General features: G+C 61.9%; 15 protein-coding genes. 9 read left to right on the plus strand and 6 right to left on the minus strand.

Annotated features, from left to right (window positions below; genetic code table 11):
• The first annotated feature begins 269 nt into the window (after window positions 1-269).
• Window positions 270-2252, plus strand: a complete 1983-nt coding sequence (locus tag FJ940_RS06355) for a nucleoside-diphosphate sugar epimerase/dehydratase (protein WP_181165146.1) — start codon at window positions 270-272, stop codon at window positions 2250-2252.
• 190 nt (window positions 2253-2442) lie between these two features.
• Complete coding sequence (locus FJ940_RS06360; RefSeq protein WP_140494844.1) at window positions 2443-2982, plus strand: sugar transferase; 540 nt, start codon at window positions 2443-2445, stop codon at window positions 2980-2982.
• Here the strand turns inward: FJ940_RS06360 and FJ940_RS06365 are convergent.
• Complete coding sequence (locus FJ940_RS06365; protein WP_140520765.1) at window positions 2970-3917, minus strand: NAD-dependent epimerase/dehydratase family protein; 948 nt, start codon at window positions 3915-3917, stop codon at window positions 2970-2972. The two genes, FJ940_RS06360 and FJ940_RS06365, sit on opposite strands and share 13 nt — an antisense overlap.
• Before the next feature lie 17 nt (window positions 3918-3934).
• Window positions 3935-5212: an O-antigen ligase gene (locus FJ940_RS06370; protein WP_140514968.1), complete on the minus strand. Its 1278-nt coding sequence runs from the start codon at window positions 5210-5212 to the stop codon at window positions 3935-3937.
• 483 nt (window positions 5213-5695) lie between these two features.
• Here FJ940_RS06370 and cysD point away from each other — a divergent pair, with 483 nt between their 5' ends.
• From cysD to cysQ, 3 genes are read left to right on the plus strand one after another with little or no spacing between them, the layout of a single operon-like run.
• Window positions 5696-6601 (plus strand): sulfate adenylyltransferase subunit CysD, encoded by a 906-nt coding sequence (gene cysD / locus FJ940_RS06375; RefSeq protein WP_140655817.1) that lies wholly within the window; start codon window positions 5696-5698, stop codon window positions 6599-6601.
• 2 nt (window positions 6602-6603) lie between these two features.
• Window positions 6604-8541: a sulfate adenylyltransferase subunit CysN gene (cysN, locus tag FJ940_RS06380; RefSeq protein WP_181168410.1), complete on the plus strand. Its 1938-nt coding sequence runs from the start codon at window positions 6604-6606 to the stop codon at window positions 8539-8541.
• 10 nt (window positions 8542-8551) lie between these two features.
• Entirely contained in the window at window positions 8552-9343 is a 792-nt protein-coding gene (gene cysQ, locus FJ940_RS06385) for a 3'(2'),5'-bisphosphate nucleotidase CysQ (protein WP_181171742.1), read from the plus strand.
• Between the two features lie 10 nt (window positions 9344-9353).
• Here the strand turns inward: cysQ and FJ940_RS06390 are convergent, their stop codons facing one another.
• The 4 genes from FJ940_RS06390 to FJ940_RS06405 form a co-directional block, all read right to left on the minus strand.
• Entirely contained in the window at window positions 9354-10496 is a 1143-nt protein-coding gene (locus FJ940_RS06390; protein WP_140655822.1) for a DegT/DnrJ/EryC1/StrS aminotransferase family protein, read from the minus strand.
• A gap of 494 nt (window positions 10497-10990) precedes the next feature.
• Entirely contained in the window at window positions 10991-11914 is a 924-nt protein-coding gene (locus FJ940_RS06395; protein ID WP_140655824.1) for a carbohydrate kinase, read from the minus strand.
• Window positions 11911-12357 carry an RbsD/FucU domain-containing protein gene (locus FJ940_RS06400; protein ID WP_140494830.1) on the minus strand — a complete coding sequence of 149 codons (447 nt, stop codon included), beginning with the start codon at window positions 12355-12357 and terminating at the stop codon, window positions 11911-11913. The genes FJ940_RS06395 and FJ940_RS06400 overlap by 4 nt, the downstream gene beginning before the upstream one ends.
• Window positions 12358-13584: an ROK family protein gene (locus FJ940_RS06405; protein ID WP_140655826.1), complete on the minus strand. Its 1227-nt coding sequence runs from the start codon at window positions 13582-13584 to the stop codon at window positions 12358-12360. It abuts the gene before it with no gap.
• A gap of 230 nt (window positions 13585-13814) precedes the next feature.
• Between FJ940_RS06405 and FJ940_RS06410 the strand changes: the two genes are divergently transcribed.
• From FJ940_RS06410 to FJ940_RS06425, 4 genes are all read left to right on the plus strand, one after another.
• Entirely contained in the window at window positions 13815-14831 is a 1017-nt protein-coding gene (locus FJ940_RS06410; protein WP_181165177.1) for a sugar ABC transporter substrate-binding protein, read from the plus strand.
• A 156-nt stretch (window positions 14832-14987) separates the two neighbouring features.
• Window positions 14988-16049, plus strand: a complete 1062-nt coding sequence (locus tag FJ940_RS06415) for an ABC transporter permease (RefSeq protein WP_140494823.1) — start codon at window positions 14988-14990, stop codon at window positions 16047-16049.
• Window positions 16046-16828 carry an ATP-binding cassette domain-containing protein gene (locus FJ940_RS06420; RefSeq protein ID WP_140495053.1) on the plus strand — a complete coding sequence of 261 codons (783 nt, stop codon included), beginning with the start codon at window positions 16046-16048 and terminating at the stop codon, window positions 16826-16828. Before FJ940_RS06415 ends, FJ940_RS06420 begins: the two co-directional genes overlap by 4 nt.
• Before the next feature lie 132 nt (window positions 16829-16960).
• Window positions 16961-19429, plus strand: a complete 2469-nt coding sequence (locus tag FJ940_RS06425; protein ID WP_140655828.1) for a glycogen/starch/alpha-glucan phosphorylase — start codon at window positions 16961-16963, stop codon at window positions 19427-19429.
• Window positions 19430-19459 lie beyond the last annotated feature (30 nt).

The raw sequence follows: 19459 nt of genomic DNA on the forward strand, positions 1-19459 counted from the left end.
TCTCCGGCCGACCCCTCTCTCTATCCTGAGTTGCTGTCGGACTCTAGGGCTCTTTGCAGTTGATGTGCAAGATCTTGATCAAACGGACTTTCTCTTCACCCGCCAACCTATGAAAAAATCTCTGGCGATGATTTCAAGTCCACGCTATGCGATACACGCGGCGGGGGCCGAAGATTTGGTACTAAAAAGAAGCCGCCGGTGACGGATGGTATTCGCTCTAGAGCCACTTTAGTATTGAAGTCTTCGCGCCTGGAGTTCAGTACCGTCCGATGAAATCCTATGTAGAAGCTGTACCCGGACTCCGGCCCACAATGCGTCGCGCCATCATCATGATTCAAGACATCGCCATGGTTTTGGTGGCGGTGGCGCTTAGCCTGACTTTATCGCAGTCGAGGCTGTCGTTCGAAGCGTTCTCTCCAGCGGGTTTCGCTTGCTGGGCGAGCATCATTATTCTTAGTCATCTGTTATTCAGATATTGCGGCCTCTACAATACTGTGTGGCGCTTCGCCTCGACGCCGGATTTCTTCAACATCCTGAAGGGCTGCGCAATACTGACCATCGTCCTTTACTGTGTTTCGCTTTTTGTTCGTTCCTTTCAGCCGGTGGCGGGCCTCAATGAGCGCCAGTTCATCGTCTTCTTCCTGGTTTCTTTCACGATCATCTCGGCGCCCCGGATTTTCTACCGGTTCTTTCGCGACGGCGCGAGCTGGCGCATTCTGAGTCGCGGCAAGGCTTCGACCAAGAGAGCGGTGTTTGTCGGCAAGCTGAGCGAGGCCGACGTAATCATCCGTTTCACGCGCACGACGCAGCCTGTAGAGTATTCAATTGCAGGGATTATGGCGATTGAGCACGGTGTTCCGCAGGGCACTCGGATCCAGGGCGTTCCCGTCGTGGCCACCCGCCCCCGCCTGATCGAGGTGCTGGAAGAATACGCCAAGGGTACGACAAGCCTGGACCTGCTGATTTTCGGCAGCGGCGCCGAACATGAGATCGAGGAGTATTCGGAGCTCGTCCGTGTTGCCCGGCAAGGCGACATAGCGGTGGTGCAGTTCTCGGGGCTTTCGCAGCTCGGCCAGGAGGGAAAGCTCGTTCTCGACGAGGTCGAGATGGAAACGATCCTGCGCCGCCCCACGGTTCCGTCCGACATCGAACGCATCGGGGCCTTCGTCGGCGGCAAGCGCGTCCTGGTCACCGGCGGCGCCGGTTCCATCGGCCGCACCCTGGTCAAGAGGTCACTGGAACTGGGCGCGGAGGCGGTGCTGGTTGCCGACAATTCCGAGTTCGGCATTTTCCAGTTGAGCCAATACGTCGAAGAGAAGGACCATGACCGCCTCAAGGTCCGCATTGTCGATGTCGCCGACCGGCGCCAGATGACGCGTGTCGTCACCGAGTTCAAGCCGGACATCGTTTTCCACGCCGCGGCACTGAAGCATGTGCCTTTGCTCGAGGAAAACTGGGATTCGGCCATCCAGACCAATGTCTTCGGAACGCTTGTCTGTGCCGAGGTTGCCGCCAAATGCGGCGTCAAGCAATTCGTGCTTGTTTCGAGCGACAAGGCCGTGGACCCGACATCCGTGCTGGGCCTGACGAAGCGGGCGGCCGAACAGATCGTCAGCGCCTTGCATGAAACGCCCGCCGGCGAGCCCGGCGCACGGCGCCCCGCCACCAAGTTCATAGCCGTTCGGTTCGGCAATGTCTTTGGCAGCAATGGCTCGGTCGCAACCATATTCCAGGCGCAGATCGAGGCCGGAGGTCCGGTCACCATAACCGACCGGCGCATGACGCGCTATTTCATGACCGTGGCCGAAGCCGTCGACCTCGTCATCATGTCCGCGGCCGATGCCGCCTCGCGGAAAGCCGGCGACGACTACGCCGTCTACATGCTCGACATGGGCAAACCGGTGCCGATCCTCGAAGTTGCCGAGACGATGATCCGCATGTCCGGAAAAAGCCCATACACGGACATCCCCATTCGCTTCACCGGAATCCGGCCGGGTGAAAAACTCCATGAAACGTTGCATGGTGAGGATGAGGAGCTGGTCGAACTCGGCATTTCCAAGATTTTTGGCCTGAGCACCGATGTCGCGGAATGGTCCGATGTCCAGGCGGCGCTTGCGGCCCTGCAGCAATCCGTGAAGAGCCAGGACAAGGCATCCTCGCTCGCTGTGCTTGCGGGTCTTGACCATACCAAGAAGGTAAGAGGGGACGTGCCTGAGGCCGTGATCCCGAAAGCGGCCGGGCAGGCGAACTGATGCTTCGAAAGACCCTGGCCTTCTTAGGCGCTTGAGCAGTCTGCGCAAGAGCGGCATTTATCGGCGGACCTTCGGGACTCTGGGGCGCTGGCTGGCGAGGGGTCGAGCTTGGTCGAGCGATAGCCTCATGCTACGTCGAGCGGATTCGTATTTCGTCTTTGGTTTTGGCAACGAGCACTATCGGCGGTTCATGAAGACAGCCAAGCAAATCTTCGATCTTGCCGGCGCGGCGCTGCTGCTCCTGGTCACGTCACCCGTCCTGGCGCTCGCTGTCCTGGCTGTTCGTATATCGTCGCCCGGTCCGGCCATCTTTTCTCAAACGCGGGTTGGCCGCGATGGCGTGCTCTTTCGCTGTCACAAATTGCGCACGATGTATGTCGGCACGCCATCCTTGCCTTCGCACGAGGCGCCGGCGAATGCCGTGACGCCGGCCGGAAAAACCCTGCGGAAGTTCAAGCTCGATGAGCTGCCGCAGTTCTGGAATGTTCTGAAGGGCGAGATGAGCTTGGTCGGACCGCGTCCCTGTCTGCCGACGCAAACCGAGCTGATCGAGTGCCGCCGACGGCTGGGCGTTTCATCGGCGCTTCCCGGCATCACCGGCCTGGCTCAGGTCAAGGGCATCGACATGTCGGACCCGGCCCTATTGGCCGAAACCGATGCCGACTATCTCAAGGTCGCCTCGATCGGCCTTGATCTTCGCATCCTGCTTGCGACGATTTATCCAGGTTGAGCTTGCCTGCTGCGCGCCGCGATTTCGCTTAGACGATCAAGCGTCGCTGTTTCCGGCAGCCAGCCCTGCGAGACGAGCAGGGAAGGGTCGCATATCTGTGTCGCCGTCATGCTTTCCCAAAACGCCCGCTTGCCTAGCGCCACCGCGGCCATCCGCATCAGGCTGGCCGGTACGGCAGCCAGGCGCACCGGCCGCCCAAGTCCCTTACGGAAGGCGCTTACGACGGCTGCCACCGACACCGGAGGCACGTCGCTGGCTATATAGGCAGGGCTGAGCGGCCCCGGATGAGCCAACAAATGCCGCACGGCTTGCGCGGCTGCGTCGGCCGACACCAGCGAGCGGGTTCCCGTCAGTACACCCGTCGGCAGCGGCAGGCTTGTATCGGCCAGGCGCATCAGCATTGCCAGATTGCCCTTCATGCCGCTTGCGTAGGCGGCAGGCAGGCGCAGCACGGCGGCGTCGGCGCGGCCGTGCGATGCATAGGCGTCCAGGACCCTGATCTCGCCCTCGCGTTTCGAGCACCCGTAGGCGCATTGCGGATCGGGGACCGTATGCTCGTCGATCGTTGCGCTGACGCGGGCGCCGATCACGGCCCGGACCGATGACAGTTGGATGAAACGTCCGCTTGCCTGCATGGCGGCCGCATGCGCCAGCCGCGCGCTCAGTTCCGCGTTGGCGGCTCGGTAGTCGGCTTCGGTGGCCTCGCCTTGATCATTGTTCAAGCCGGCGCAGTGAACGACGTCCGTGACGTCACGGGTGACGGCAAGGAAGTCCTTGGCCGGCGCATCGAAACGCGGCAAGCCAACGATGTCGCTGCCCGAAGCGAGCCTTTCTGGGTAGCGCGAGGCGAGGCGAACCTCCACCCCTGCCTCGCAAAGCCTTTGCACGACAAGGCGTCCGATGAAGCCCGATGCGCCTGTGACCAAGACCTTCATTGCCTTGCCCGGAGCCGCTATTGCGTGACTGGCGGAAGCGGCATCTCTTCCGGCAACGGGGCCTGACGTCCCGACGCAAGATAGGTCCCGGATACCAGGAAGACCATGAACACCGAATCCAGGATGTCTTGGCCGATCAGGATGCCTGTCATCCCAGCCGTCAGGTAGGTGATCACCATGACGACGACCATGGTGGCGCCAAAGCGCTCGATCGGGTCGGCGCTGTTGCGCAGGACCAGGGCGGCGTTTCTGCCGGCGACGACAAAGATCGCCGCCAAAGTCACGGCGCCCAGGATGCCCGCCTGTACCAATGCCGTCAGGAAGCCATTGTGGAAATGATTGAAACCTGCCGTTTTCGCGAACAGGTCTTGGAAGCCCTGCCTGATCAAGAGCTGGTTGGCGCCCACTCCGTGTCCGAACAAGGGCATGTCGCGAAATGCCTTCAGGCCGATGTCCCAGAGGGCAACACGTATTCCAAGCGAGGTGTCGGAATTGCCGTGCGCCCCAAGCGCGTCCCAATCAGAGCGCAGAAAATCAAATCTGTCGGATATCGTATGGAATCCGATAGCGGCGACCGCGACGCCGATCGCCGCCATCAGAAGCAGCAGACGGACGGCATTCTTCCCTTTCAGCCAATGCTGGTTGATCAACAGCACGGCAATGCCGGAAATCAGCAGCGCCAGCCAGATGATACGCGTGCCGGAATAGATGATGGCGATCGTTCCGCCGAGCGCTGCGCAGATCAGCGCACTCTTGTGCCTTTCGATGCCCGACAGGGCACCGGCCACGCAGGCCATCACTGCAAGGCAGACGACCGTGGCGAACACGATCGCATTTCCCGCTCCGCCCTCCGCCCTCATCCCGATCCAATATTGCTGGATGATCGCCAACAGCAGCGCGACGAAACAGGCGGCCATGCTGCTGAGGATTATGATCCGGACAAGGGTTGTTTTCTGCGTAATGCTCCAGGTTGAATAGGAGAGGGGGAAAAACAGGAAGGTGACGAGCGGGATCAGATGCGGCGCATCCCTGACAATTGCGTTATTGGCGAGCGAAGCCAGGAGATTTGCCGCGCAATAGGCATAGATCGCGATCGTGAGCGCCATCATCGCCCGGTCGATGTTGAAGCGCCTCTTTTTCGAGGCGATCAAAAGAACCGACCACAGGCCGCCGCCGTTGAACACGAAGCTCACCACAGACCCCAGGACCGGTGGAAAAAAGAAGCAAGCGATGGAAAAATAGATATTGATCCGCGCGGGCGAGAACTGCCGTCTTATCGATGAAAGCTGGCTCAAGGGCGGCTCACCATTCTCGGACGCTTCACACGGCGGATTGTCTGACGGCGGCGAACATAGCCCTGCCGAAATTGCCCGTGTCGCATCGTGCATCTGCCCGCTTTCAGGGGCCGGTATAGCGGCTTGGGTCTTTTTCTGAAAGTGCATCAAGGCCGATTGCCACCGAAAATCGGTAGTCGCTGGCAGACGATCGGATTTGGGCGCGGCGAAGACTGCGTGCTTTTCATCAAGCAATTTTTTCCCCCGCATTTTCTCAGCCGGCGGCGTGACAAGCAGGAATTTCCGCATTTTGACGCATGGATGGAAAATTCATTCCCGAACCACTCCTTGCCAGGCGCGTCTTGCATTGTTCTGGGCAGCGGCGATCTGCTAGAACGCCCGGAAGAATAACATTGTCCAGAAGCAAGCTTGAACCGGGCGGGAAGCCCGATGATTTGATGCCAGGTCTTCTGTCGGAAGGCACGAGAGAACGCTAGACAGGCCATGACAACAGCGCTTACGCACCTGCAGCGGCTTGAGGCCGAGTCAATCCACATATTCCGTGAAGTCGCGGCCGCCTTCGCCAAGCCGGTCATGCTCTATTCCGTAGGCAAGGATTCGTCCGTGCTGATGCACCTGGCGATGAAGGCATTCTATCCCGCCAAGCCGCCCTTTCCGTTCCTTCATGTCGACACAACCTGGAAATTTCGCGAGATGATCGCCTTTCGCGATCAGATGGCGCAAAAACTCGGTTTCGATCTCCTGGTTCACGTCAACCAGGATGGCGTGCGCGACAACATCAATCCCTTCGATCATGGCTCGAACACGCACACCCATGTGATGAAGACCGTGGCGCTGCGCCAGGCGCTCGACAAATACGGTTTCGATGCCGCCTTTGGCGGCGCCCGCCGCGACGAGGAAAAATCGCGCGCCAAGGAGCGCATCTTTTCCTTCCGCAACGCCCAGCATGTCTGGGATCCGAAGAACCAGCGTCCCGAAATGTGGAAGATCTTCAACACCCGCATCGCCACGGGTGAATCGATCCGCGTCTTTCCGCTGTCCAACTGGACCGAGCTCGACATCTGGCAGTACATCCTGCGGGAGAACATCCCGATCGTGCCGCTCTATTTCGCCAAGCAGCGGCCGGTCGTGGAACGCGATGGCATGCTCATCCTCAAGGACGACGATCGCATGAAATTGCGCCCCGGTGAGGCGATCGAGAATCGGCTGGTGCGCTTCCGCACGCTCGGCTGCTACCCGCTGACCGGCGCCATCGAATCGGAAGCAGACACGCTGGAAGCTATCGTCGGCGAGATGCTGACCGCGCGCACCTCCGAACGGCAGGGCCGCCTGATCGACCGGGACGAAGCCGGCTCGATGGAAAAGAAGAAGCGCGAGGGGTATTTCTGACCATGCGCCACATCATGGCAAAGAGCCTCGCACCTACCGACGGCGTCCGCGATTATCTGGCGGCGCAGGAGAAGAAGTCGCTGCTGCGCTTCCTCACCTGCGGCTCCGTCGACGATGGCAAGTCGACGCTGATCGGCCGTCTGCTCTCCGACACCAAGCAGATTTTCGAGGACCAGCTTGCCGCGCTCGAACGCGATTCGCGCAAGCACGGCACGACCGGCGACGACATCGATTTCGCACTGCTGGTCGACGGTCTCGAAGCCGAGCGCGAGCAAGGCATCACCATCGACGTCGCCTATCGCTTCTTCGCCACGCCAAAGCGCAAATTCATTGTCGCCGACACGCCCGGCCACGAGCAGTACACGCGTAACATGGCGACCGGCGCGTCCACCGCCGACCTGGCAATCGTGCTGATCGATGCGCGGCAAGGCGTGCTGCGCCAGACCAGGCGCCACTCGATCATCGCCTCGCTGCTCGGCATCCGCCATATCGTGCTAGCCGTCAACAAGATCGATCTCGTCGATTTCGATCGGGCGGTCTTCGACCGGATCACGCAGGACTATCAGCAGTTTTCGCGCGATCTCGGCTTTGAGACCATCGTGCCGATCCCGATGTCGGCGCGCTACGGCGACAACGTCACCGGCCGCTCCGACAGGATGGAATGGTATTCCGGCCCGACGCTGATCGAACATCTCGAAACCGTTTCGGTCGACGAGGCCGCGGCCGAGCTGCCGTTCCGTTTTCCGGTGCAGTACGTCAACCGTCCCAATCTCGATTTTCGCGGCTTCGCCGGAACGATCGCCTCGGGCGCGATCTCGCAAGGCGACGAGGTCGTCGTCGCCAAGTCGGGCAAATCCTCCCGCGTCAGGCGCATCGTCGCGCAGGGTGGCGACCTCGCCCAGGCGGTTGCCGGCCAGGCCATCACGCTTGTCCTCGATGACGAGGTCGAGATTTCCCGGGGCAACATGCTGGTGGCGCCTGCGGCACGCCCGCAGGTCGCCGACCAGTTCGCCGCCAACATCGTCTGGTTCGACGAACATGCGCTGCTGCCGGGCCGCTCCTATATCCTGCGCACCGAGACCGACCAGACCAGCGCTACCGTCACCGACCTGAAATACCGGGTCAATGTCAATGACTTCGCCCGTGAAGCTGCCAAGTCGCTCGAGATGAACGAAGTAGGCATCTGCAACATCTCGACGCGCACGCCGATCGCTTTCGACACCTTCGCCGAGAACCGTACAACCGGCGCGTTCATCCTGATCGACCGCATCAGCAACGCCACGGTCGGCGCCGGCATGATCCTGCATTCGCTGCGCCGTGCCGAGAACATCCATTGGCAATCGCTCGATGTCGGCAAGCGGGTACGTGCCGACATCAAGAACCAGCGGCCCGCCGTGTTCTGGTTCACGGGGCTGTCGGGCTCGGGCAAATCGACCATCGCCAACCTGTTCGAGAAGAAGCTGTTCGCCTCCGGGCGCCATACCTACATTCTCGACGGCGACAATGTCCGCCACGGCCTCAACCGCGATCTCGGCTTTACCGACGCCGACCGCGTCGAAAACATCCGCCGCGTCGCCGAAGTGGCCCGCCTCATGGCCGATGCAGGGCTGATCGTCATCGTTTCCTTCATTTCGCCTTTCAGCGCCGAGCGGCGCATGGCCCGCGAATTGATGGCCGAAGGCGAGTTCATCGAAGTGTTCGTCGACACGCCGTTCGAGGAATGCGCCAGGCGTGACCCGAAAGGCCTCTACGCCCGGGCGCTCAATGGCGAGATCAAGAACTTCACCGGTGTCGACTCGCCTTACGAAGCGCCGGAAAAACCGGAAATCCATCTGAAGACACTCGGCAAATCGGCCGAGGAGATGGTAGATGCCCTGGAACACTGGCTGAACGAGCGTGACATTGCCGAAGACCAATACGACAATGGCGGCGGCATCTGACGACAGGTCGATGCTCAAGATTTTCGAGGGGCTCGCTTTGGCGGCCGGCCGCGAGGTCATGCGTGTGTTCCACGCCGGCTGCGCGGTCGACCAGAAATCAGATTCCTCGCCGGTGACCGAGGCGGACCGCGAGAGCGAGAAGATCATTCTGGCCGGATTGCGTGCGGCCTTCCCCGACATTCCCTGCGTGGCCGAGGAGGAAGCATCCGCCGGCATCGTGCCGCCGGACCTGGACGGGGCTTTCTTCCTGATCGATCCGCTGGACGGCACCAAGGAATTCGTCAATCGCCGCACCGATTTCACCGTCAACATCGCGCTTGTCCGCCACGGCGTGCCGGAAGTCGGCGTCGTTTTCGCGCCCTGCACGGGCCGGTTCTTTTCCGGGCTGCCGGGCAAGGCGGAATTCCTCGAAATAGATGGCGACTTCCGCATCGTCTCTCGCCGGCCGATTTCGGTGAGGGCGGCTGCGACGCCGCTGGTGGTGGTTGCGAGCCGCTCCCACAACACGCCCGAAACCGAAGCCTATATTCGCGACCTAGGCATCGCCGAGATCGTCTCTGTCGGCTCGTCGCTGAAATTCTGTCTGGTCGCCAATGGCGAGGCGGACATTTATCCGCGCTTCGGTCGTACCATGGAGTGGGATACCGCGGCCGGCGATGCCGTGCTGCGCGCCGCGGGCGGCATCACGCGCACGTTGGATGGACAGCCCTTGATGTATGGCAAGCGAGACCAGGGCGGCGATGCGGATTTTGCCAATCCGCATTTCATCGCCAGCGGCAGGGCAGGGGCAAGCTCCGCCTGAAGCCGGCTGGTTACTCGGCCGCGGCCTGCGCCGAGTTCGATCCGATATAGTTGCGGATCGTCTCGATGATCCGGTCCTGATCGGCTTCGCTGAGATAGGGATGCATCGGCAGGCACAGGATGCGCTTGGGCAATTGCTCGGATACGGCAAGGCCGGTCGGCGTTCTCGGATAGTCGCGATAGGCGATCTGCTCGTGCAGCGGCTTCACATAGTAGATGACCGACGGAATGCCTTTTTCGCCGAGATGCGCCTTCAGCCCGTCGCGCTTGGGCGTCTCGATGGCGTATTGCGCCCAGGCCGAGCGGCTGCCGTCCAGGTTGCGGGCTGCCGTGACGACATCAGCAAGCCCTTCGGCATAACGGTTCGCCACCATTTGCCGGGCAACCATCTCGTCCTCGAGAATGGCGAGCTTTTCGATCAGGATCGCGGCCTGCAGCGTGTCGAGCCGTGAATTGATGCCGACCCGGATGTTGTCATATTGCGTCTCGCCCTTGCCGTGGAAGGCGAAGGAGCGCAGCTTGTCGGCCAAGGCGTCGTCGTTGGTGAACATCGCTCCGCCGTCGCCGTAGCAGCCGAGCGGCTTCGCCGGATAGAAACTGGTCGAGCCGACCGTGCCGAACGACCCGCACATCTTGCCGTCCGCCGAACCGCCCATCGATTGGGCGGCATCCTCGATCACCATCAGGCCTTCTCGGTGGGCGATCGCCATGATGGCATCGTAGTCGGCGGCAAGGCCGAAGAGGTCGACCGGAATGATCGCCCTGGGCTTCAGCCGGCCTTCTTTCTTGATCATCGTGATCGCCGCCTCGAGGCTGGCGATGTCGATGTTGTAGGTGTTGGGATCGACGTCGACGAAAACCGGCTCGGCCTTGGCCAGCGCCACCACTTCCGCCGTGGCGGCAAAGGTGAAGCTCGGAACGAACACGGCATCGCCCGGGCCGATCCCGGCGGCGAACAGCGGCAAAAGCAGTGCGTCGGTGCCGTTGGCGCAGGCCACGACGTGCTTGACGCCGACATAGGCGGCGAGCTTTTTCTCGAATTCGGCCACCTGGGGACCGAGGATATAGCGGCCGTCCTCGACGACATGGTCGATCGCGGCCTTCAGCCGGTCGCGGATTCGTTCGCGCTGTGCGCCAAGATCGATGAACTGCATGTCGTCCTCAAACGATTTTAACCGGGCGGTCTAGCCTCGACCCGCTGGTATCAGAATTGCGCCTGCCGAGAAAGCCGGGCGCGCGGAGCGACAAATTGCCCGGTCGTGGCAGTCTGTTACCGCATTTTCCGGTGTCGGTCAGCCGGACGCCGGAAATCCGGGATTCGTGCGGCGCAATTACGGCCTTATAACCCCAGAGTCGGCCCTGCTAAACATAAAGTGATCGGCCGGCTCAATCCATGTTGGGCCTTACCACGGCCCGAACTTGGGTCAGCCAAGGCCTGAGAACGGCCAGTCCGCAGTGCGGCAATTATCCGAAGATAGGAATTTTTTCTTGACTGGGTGAAGGCAACTATGGTATATATTTGCCCATGGTGCTGAGTTGCGCCAAGGACCCGCCGCACAGGCGGGTTTTCTTTACTACCTCATCAACAGCGCGCCGGCGAAGGTTCCAAGGAACCTGTTAATTCGGATTCGTTCCTCTGGCGCGCCATTCAGGCGATCTCATGGCGCCAGGGCGGATTGGCGCCGGCCCGCGATACGGTCACCGCCGCCGCTTTGGCGCCGAGTGTCAGGGCCGCACGGATGGCGTCCTCGGAAAGGCCTGAAATCGCCGCTTTCGTTAGCCGGCCCTGCTCATGCAGCGAGGCGAGGATGCCGGCATTGAACGTATCACCGGCGCCGACCGTATCGACCACCTCGACTTTTTGCGGCGTCACGCTGACCATGTGATCCCTGGTGTAACCGACGGCGCCTTCGGCGCCATGGGTCACGACGATCAGCTTGGGTCCGCGGTCGAGCCAGTTGCGCACGACATCCTCGTGCGAGCCGGCTTCGTCGAACCAGTGAAGATCTTCATCCGAGAGTTTCACGATATCGGCCATCGCCATCATCTCGCGGATACGCTTCAGATGCTTTGCCTTGTCCGGGATGAAGTTCGGCCGGATGTTGGGGTCGAGCATCATGACGCGACGACCATGCTCGCGCTTCATCAATTCCTCGTAGGCGGCCCCCGCCGGGTCCGAAATAAGGCTGATGGCGCCGAACAGCATGGCCTCGATCTCCGGACCAAGTTGCGGCAGATCCTCGCCGGTCAGCATGCGCCCGGCGGTGTTCTCGTCGTAGAAAGTGTAGGTTGCCTGGCCATCGTTCAGCCGCACGAAGGCGAGCGTCGTCGGCCGGGGCGAAGTGTGCGCATAGGTGGAACTGACCTTGCTCGCCCCGAGCGCTTCGCGGAGCTGGCCGCCGAACAGGTCCGACGACAGGCCCGAGAAGAAGCTGGCAGGAGCGCCCAGCCGGCCGAGCGCAATGGCGGTGTTGAACACCGCGCCGCCGACATAGGGTGCGAAGGCCCGTTCTCCCTCCGTCGTCGTGCGCGGCAGCATATCGATCAGGGCCTCGCCGCAGCAAAGGATCATTGTCTTGTCGTCTCCGGCGGATGGATCACGCCCTTGCGGATGATGATGTTGGCGTAGAGCCTGGGTTCGCTGGTCGCGACGATGGCGTGCGCGGCCCTGACGCGTGCATAGAAGTCGGCACCGGCCAGCGCAACCACCTTGCGCCCGGGCGCGCGTTTTGCACACAGCACTTCGATTTCATGATGCACGGGATCGGCGAGCGAGGGGTCGCCCTTGGCCGAGGCGCGAAACAGCGCCTCCGGCACGACGTCATCGACGGGCAGCACGCTCAATATGGCGTCCAGCACCGGAATGAGATGGTGGCCGTCGGCCCGCACCAGCCGCCTTGCCTGCTCTTCGGCCGGGTAGTTTCCATCGACCAGGGCGATTTCGTCGCCATGCCCCATCGCACGCAGGATCGCCAGAAGCTCCGGACCGAGCAGCGCCGGAATTCCGATCAGCATTCAGATGCTCCTGGAAATCGTGGTCGAACCGATCAGGAAGCGCTCGGATAGTGGCAGGCTGGCGCCGCCGAGAGCGCGCGCGTGAATACCGACGGTGCCTTCGCGGACGTTTGGCAGTTTCAATCCCTCGGCATCGATAGTGTCGATGGTGGCGATGACGGCGTCGACCAGCCTGCGGCGCACCTGCGTCGGCATCCAGCCGTCGATCACCGCCGCCTCGAAGTCGATGACGGACGACGCCGCGACGATGGCATAGGCGAGCGCCCGCGAGGCGTTTGTGATCCAGTCGTCGAGCTCGGCGCCGATCTCGCCCCAGTCCTCGGGCGACGTCCACAGATGCGACGCCTCGACGCCACGTGCATTGAGCGCTTTTTCGAGCATGGCGATCGAGGCCACGTCGATCAATTGGGTCGGCTTTCCCTCCGGTCCGGGCACCGGCATGGAGCCCAGCGCGCCGGCGTTGCCGGTCGGGCCGCCAAAGAGCCGCCCGTTGAGGACGATGCCGCCGCCGGCAAAGGCGCCGATATAGAAATAGACGAAATCACGCGGGGCGCCTGCCTGGCCGAAGACCAGTTCCGCGCCGCAGGCCGAAGTGGCGTCGTTCTGCAGATAGACCGGAAAATCGCATTGCGCCTGGATGTCGGCGCGGATATCGCGATGGCGCCATTCGTCCATGACGTCGCGCGGCGCGCCGGCGGTATCGGCCCAGTTCCAGAGCTCGAACGGCATGGCGATGCCGAGTCCCGCTATGCGTTTGTCCTGCGCGGGCGAAAGCTCGCCACGCATCTTCTTCATGCCTGATGTGACGAATTCCACCGTCTCGCGCGGGGCAGGGTAGCGGTAGGAATGCTGCAGCATCGAACGTACATTGCCGAGGAAATCGATCAGCACGAGTTCGGCGCTGCGGCGGCCGATCTTCAGGCCGATGAAGAACGCGCCTTCGGGATTGAGCGCCATGGGGATGGAGGGCTGGCCGATCTTGCCGCGCAGCGGCGCCTGCCGCAGCAGCAGGCTTTCCTCCTCGAGCTCGCGCATGATCACGGAGACGGTTTGCGCCGACAGTCCGGTCATGCGGGCGATGTCGGACTTCGCCAGGCTGCCATGCTGGCGCACCAGCGACAGCACCAGCCGCTCATTGTGGTCCCGCATGCCGCTCTGGTTGGTACCACGGTGAATAAGGCTCTCATTCGCCTCGGGCGAACCATGCCTGGCAGTGGCCGTCTCCACCCCTGTTCCTCCCGTCATTTCCCCTCGAGGCTTTTGGAACAGAATGTGCGAACGGCGCAAGGCTGTCAATAATAAATAAGAGTGATTTAATTATTGACAGAGAGATTGGTCTGGTGTCATTTGAGGCAGGCATCCCCACCGGGAGAGGTTGCTTGGATGCCGTACGGATGCCGGTTGGCCGGCATCCGGAATGTTCCACTGGGAGGAAAATCGTGACCAATACAAAACTGTTGAAGTCCACCGTTTTTGCGGCGGCCGCTCTGGGCCTGATGGCATTCGCCTCGTCCGCATCCGCGGCCGGTGTCGGCGCCTGCCTGATCACCAAGACCGACACCAATCCCTTCTTTGTCAAGATGAAGGAGGGTGCGACCGCCAAGGCCAAGGAGCTTGGTGTCGACCTCAAGACTTATGCCGGCAAGATCGACGGCGACAGCGAAAGCCAGGTCGCGGCGATCGAGAGCTGCATCGCCGACGGCGCCAAGGGCATCCTCATTACCGCGTCCGACACCAAGGGCATCGTGCCGACCGTGAAGAAGGCGCGTGACGCCGGCCTGCTGGTGATCGCGCTCGACACGCCGCTCGATCCGATCGACGCCGCCGACGCGACCTTTGCCACCGACAATTTGGAGGCCGGCAAGCTGATCGGCGCCTGGGCCGCCGCGACGCTCGGCGACAAGGCCAAGGACGCCAAGATCGGCTTTCTCGACCTGACCCCCTCGCAACCGACCGTGGACGTGCTGCGCGACCAGGGCTTCATGATGGGCTACGGCATCGACGTGAAGGATCCTAACAAGATCGGCGACGAGGATGACGCGCGCATCGTCGGCCATGACGTCACCAACGGCAATGAGGAGGGCGGCCGCAAGGCGATGGAGAACCTTCTGCAGAAGGACAACACCATCAACGTCATCCACACCATCAACGAGCCGGCCGCGGTCGGCGCCTATCAGGCGCTCAAGGCCGTCGGCCTGGAAAGCCAGGTGCTGATCGTCTCCGTTGATGGCGGCTGCCCCGGCGTGAAGTCGGTGGCCGAAGGCGTCATCGGCGCGACATCGCAGCAATATCCGCTGCAGATGGCGGCGCTCGGCATCGAGGCCATCGCCAACTTCGCCAAGGACGGCACCAAGCCGAAGCCGACCGAAGGCAAGAACTTCTTCGACACCGGCGTCAATCTGGTGACCGACAAGCCGGCCAATGGCGTGAAGTCCATCGACACCAAGGAAGGCCTCGCCAAGTGCTGGGGCTGATGCCGGTCTGACTGGCAACGAAAAACGGAGCGGCCGGACTTGATCCCCGGCCGCTTCGGGTGGACGATGGTCGCGTGACCGCGAACAATCCCGGCAGGAGACCGGAAAGGCGTGGACGGGTGTCGCCGCGTGGCTGATACCCTACGGGGAGGAAACATGTCTCAAGCTCAGGAATTCGAGAAGGTTCTCTCAGGCAGCGACACGAGCGTTGCCGCGTTTGACGAGCATAAATCGGCGGTCAGACGCATCCAGCATTTTCTGCATTCGACGCCGGCCGCGGTGCCGCTGATCGTTCTGGTCCTGGCGATCATCGTGTTCGGCCTCACCATTGGCGGGCGTTTCTTCTCGTCCTACACGCTGACGCTGATCCTGCAGCAGATCGCCATCGTCGGCATTTTGGGTGCCGCCCAGACCCTGGTCATCCTCACCGCCGGCATCGACCTTTCGATTGGCGTCATCATGGTGATTTCGGCCGTGATCATGGGCAATTGCGCCGTCAGCTACGGCCTGCCGAGCGTCCTTGCCGTAGCGATCGGACTTGCCGCGGGTGCTGCCTGCGGGCTGCTCAACGGGGTGCTTGTCGCCTACATGAAACTGCCGCCATTCATCGTGACACTCGGCACCTGGAACATCGTCATGGCGACGAACTTCATTTATTCGGCCAATGAGACGATCCGCGACACCGACGTCGATGTTCAGGCGCCGCTGCTGCATCTGTTCGCGCTCAGCTTCAAGGTCGGCACCGCTGTGCTGACGGCCGGCGTGATTGCGATGGTCGCGCTCGTGCTGCTCCTTTGGTACGTGCTCAATCACACGGCATGGGGCCGCCATGTCTACGCTGTCGGCGACGACCAGGAGGCGGCGAAACTGTCGGGTATCCAGACCAAGAAGGTGCTCATGACGGTCTATACCCTGGCCGGGCTGATCGCCGCTTTCGCCGCCTGGGTCTCCATCGGTCGCAATGGGTCGATCTCGCCGTCGGCCGCCGTGACCGACTACAATTTGCAGGCGATTACCGCCACGGTGATCGGCGGTATTTCTCTTTTCGGCGGCCGCGGCTCGATCCTCGGCACGCTGTTCGGCGCGATGATCGTCGGTGTCGTCTCCATGGGCCTCAACATGCTGGGCGCCGATCCGCAATGGAAGGTGCTGCTCACCGGCGTGCTGATCATCGGCGCCGTGGCGGTCGATCAATGGATCAGAAAGGTTTCGGCATGACCCAGGACCCTATCCTCACCGCTCGCGGACTGGTCAAGCGCTACGGCCGCGTCACCGCCTTGGACAATGCCGATTTCGACCTCTACCCCGGCGAAATCCTCGCTGTTATCGGCGACAACGGCGCCGGCAAGTCGTCGCTCATCAAGGCGATTTCAGGCGCTGTGGTGCCCGATGAAGGCGAAATCCGGCTTGAGGGCAAACCGGTCGCCTTCAAGTCGCCCATGGAGGCCCGCGAAGCCGGCATCGAAACCGTCTACCAGAACCTGGCGCTGTCGCCGGCGCTGTCGATCGCCGATAACATGTTTCTCGGCCGCGAGATACGCAAGCCCGGCTTTGTCGGCCAATGGCTTCGCATGCTCGACCGTCCGGCGATGGAAAAGCGCGCCCGCGACAAGCTGACTGAACTCGGCCTGATGACCATCCAGAACATCAGCCAGGCGGTGGAGACGCTGTCGGGCGGCCAGCGCCAGGGCGTGGCAGTGGCGCGCGCCGCCGCTTTCGGCTCCAAGATGGTCATCATGGACGAGCCGACGGCAGCACTTGGCGTCAAGGAAAGCCGCCGCGTGCTGGAACTCATCCTCGACGTGAAGAAGCGCGGCCTGCCGATCGTGCTGATCTCGCACAACATGCCGCATGTCTTCGAAGTGGCAGACCGCATCCACATCCATCGGCTGGGTCGTCGGCTGTGCGTCATCGATCCCAAACAACATACAATGTCCGATGCCGTCGCCTTCATGACCGGGGCAAAGACGCCGCCGGAAGCGGCGCTGGCGGCCTGAACTGCCAAATTGCCGCTGGGTAAGTCACCTCCGGCTTATTTAAATCGATTGAACGTTTGCTGCAATGCGGTAGCATGGGCTGGGATGAATGATGAAAGCCGGTATGATCGTGGCAACCGCACGAGAGGCAGCATGACACGCACGATGACATCCGATCCCCTCCCGCCACTGCTTGAAAATCCCGACCCTAAGACGCTCGCAAGAGAAGTCTTGATGGCCCTCAAATACAGGGTCGGCAAGGACACCACCGTCGCCACCCAGTACGATTGGCTGACCGCCTCGATCAAGGTCGTGCGCGACCGCATCGTCGATCGCTGGATGCAGGCGACGAAAGAGGCCTACGCCCAGCAGGAAAAGCGCGTCTATTACCTCTCGCTGGAGTTCCTCATCGGCCGCCTGATGCGTGACGCCTTCTCCAATCTCGGCCTGATGGAGAACATGCGCGAGGCGTTGTCGTCGCTGGGTGTGGAACTCGACCTCATCGCCACGCTCGAGCCGGATGCAGCGCTTGGCAATGGCGGCCTCGGCCGGCTCGCCGCCTGCTTCATGGAAAGCATGGCCACCGTCGATATTCCCGCGCATGGCTACGGTATCCGCTACGCCAACGGCATGTTCCGCCAGGAGATACATGACGGCTGGCAGGTAGAATTGCCCGAAACTTGGCTCGATCACGGTAACCCCTGGGAGTTCGAACGCCGCGAACGGTCGTTCGAGGTCGGGTTCGGCGGCTCGGTGGAATCGGTCACCACCAGGGATGGCCGGCTGGAACGCCATGTCTGGAAGCCGACCGAGCATGTGCTGGCCGTCGCCTACGACACACCTGTCGTCGGCTGGCGGGGGAACCGCGTCAACACCTTGCGGCTTTGGTCGGGCATGCCGGTCGATCCAATCCTGCTCGACAAGTTCAATGCTGGCGACCACATCGGCGCGCTTGCCGAAAGCAACAAGGCCGACGCGCTGTCGCGCGTACTCTATCCCGCCGATTCCCACATGGCAGGGCAGGAACTCAGGCTGCGGCAGGAATATTTTTTCTCCACCGCCTCTTTGCAGGACATCGTGCAGCGGCATCTCAGCCAATATGGCGACCTGAAGTCGCTGCCCGACAAGGCGGCAATCCACCTCAACGACACCCATCCGGCGATCGCCGTGCCGGAGCTGATGCGCCTCCTGATGGACGTCCACGGTATGGATTTCGACCAGGCCTGGGACACCACCAAACGCACCTTCGGCTATACCAACCACACGCTGCTGCCGGAGGCGCTGGAAAGCTGGCCGGTGCCGCTGTTCGAGCGGCTTTTGCCGCGCCATATGCAGATCGTCTACGCCATCAACGCGCAGGTGCTGCTCGAGGCGCGCGCCACCAATCAGTTCTCCGGCGAGCAGATCAGCCGCATCTCGCTGATCCAGGAGAATGGCGACCGCCGCGTGCGCATGGGCAATCTCGCCTTCGTCGGTTCGCATTCGATCAACGGCGTCTCGGCGCTGCATACCGAGCTGATGAAGCAAACGGTATTCGCCGACCTGCACACGCTCTACCCCGACCGCATCAACAACAAGACCAACGGCATCACGCCGCGGCGCTGGCTGATCCAGTGCAACCCAGGTCTGACCGCACTCGCCCGCGAGGCGATCGGCGACCGCTTCCTGGATGACATCGAGGCCATCAAGGGGCTCGATGCCTTTGCCGACGATACCGCTTTCCGCGAAAAATTCGCCGGCGTGAAGCGGCAGAACAAGGTGAAGTTGGCCAATCTCGTCGCCGACCGGCTCGGTATCAGGCTTGATCCCTCGGCGCTGTTCGACATCCAGGTCAAGCGCATCCACGAATACAAGCGCCAACTCCTGAACATCCTCGAGGCGGTCGCGCTCTACGACCAGATCCGCTCGCATCCGGAGCGCGACTGGATGCCGCGCGTGAAATTCTTCGGCGGCAAGGCGGCGCCCAGCTACCACAATGCCAAGCTGATCATCAAACTGGCCAACGACGTCGCCAGAGTCATCAACCGCGATCCGGCCGTTCGCGGCTTGCTCAAGGTGGTGTTCGTGCCGAACTACAATGTCAGCCTCGCCGAGATCATGATGCCGGCTGCCGACCTTTCCGAGCAGATCTCGACCGCCGGCATGGAGGCTTCGGGCACCGGCAACATGAAGTTCGCGCTGAACGGCGCGCTGACCATTGGCACGCTCGACGGCGCCAATGTCGAAATCAAGGAATGCGTCGGCGACGACAACATCTTCATCTTCGGCCTGACCACGGCGGAGGTCACCGAGCGCCGCAACAATGGCTACGATCCGCGTGGCGTCATCGAGGCATCGCCCGAACTGTCGCAGGCGCTCGCGGCCGTTTCATCGGGCGTCTTTTCGCCCGATGATCCCAACCGCTACCGCGATCTCATCAATGGTCTCTACGACAGCGACTGGTTCATGGTCGCGGCGGATTTCGACGCCTATGCCGCTTGCCAGCGAGACGTCGACGCCGTCTGGCGCAACAGTCCGGACTGGTACGCCAGGGCAATCCGCAACGTCGCGCGCGTCGGCTGGTTCTCTTCCGATCGCACGATCCGCCAATACGCGAAAGACATCTGGAACGTACCTGCCTGATGTGATTGCATGAGGCCAAGAACGATGTAG

The sequence above is a fragment of the Mesorhizobium sp. B2-3-7 genome (assembly GCF_006442695.1).
Lineage (GTDB): Bacteria > Pseudomonadota > Alphaproteobacteria > Rhizobiales > Rhizobiaceae > Mesorhizobium.

What these genes read in the sequence shown, in the direction of transcription:
- FJ940_RS06395 (WP_140655824.1), bottom strand. Translation starts at nt 11,914, where the DNA reads ATGATCCTTTGCTGCGGCGAGGCCCTGATCGATATGCTGCCGCGCACG.
- FJ940_RS06390 (WP_140655822.1), bottom strand. Translation starts at nt 10,496, where the DNA reads ATGCAGTTCATCGATCTTGGCGCACAGCGCGAACGAATCCGCGACCGG.
- cysQ (WP_181171742.1), top strand. Translation starts at nt 8,552, where the DNA reads ATGCTCAAGATTTTCGAGGGGCTCGCTTTGGCGGCCGGCCGCGAGGTC.
- cysD (WP_140655817.1), top strand. Translation starts at nt 5,696, where the DNA reads ATGACAACAGCGCTTACGCACCTGCAGCGGCTTGAGGCCGAGTCAATC.
- FJ940_RS06420 (WP_140495053.1), top strand. Translation starts at nt 16,046, where the DNA reads ATGACCCAGGACCCTATCCTCACCGCTCGCGGACTGGTCAAGCGCTAC.
- FJ940_RS06360 (WP_140494844.1), top strand. Translation starts at nt 2,443, where the DNA reads ATGAAGACAGCCAAGCAAATCTTCGATCTTGCCGGCGCGGCGCTGCTG.
- FJ940_RS06355 (WP_181165146.1), top strand. Translation starts at nt 270, where the DNA reads ATGAAATCCTATGTAGAAGCTGTACCCGGACTCCGGCCCACAATGCGT.
- FJ940_RS06425 (WP_140655828.1), top strand. Translation starts at nt 16,961, where the DNA reads ATGACACGCACGATGACATCCGATCCCCTCCCGCCACTGCTTGAAAAT.
- FJ940_RS06365 (WP_140520765.1), bottom strand. Translation starts at nt 3,917, where the DNA reads ATGAAGGTCTTGGTCACAGGCGCATCGGGCTTCATCGGACGCCTTGTC.
- FJ940_RS06415 (WP_140494823.1), top strand. Translation starts at nt 14,988, where the DNA reads ATGTCTCAAGCTCAGGAATTCGAGAAGGTTCTCTCAGGCAGCGACACG.
- cysN (WP_181168410.1), top strand. Translation starts at nt 6,604, where the DNA reads ATGCGCCACATCATGGCAAAGAGCCTCGCACCTACCGACGGCGTCCGC.
- FJ940_RS06400 (WP_140494830.1), bottom strand. Translation starts at nt 12,357, where the DNA reads ATGCTGATCGGAATTCCGGCGCTGCTCGGTCCGGAGCTTCTGGCGATC.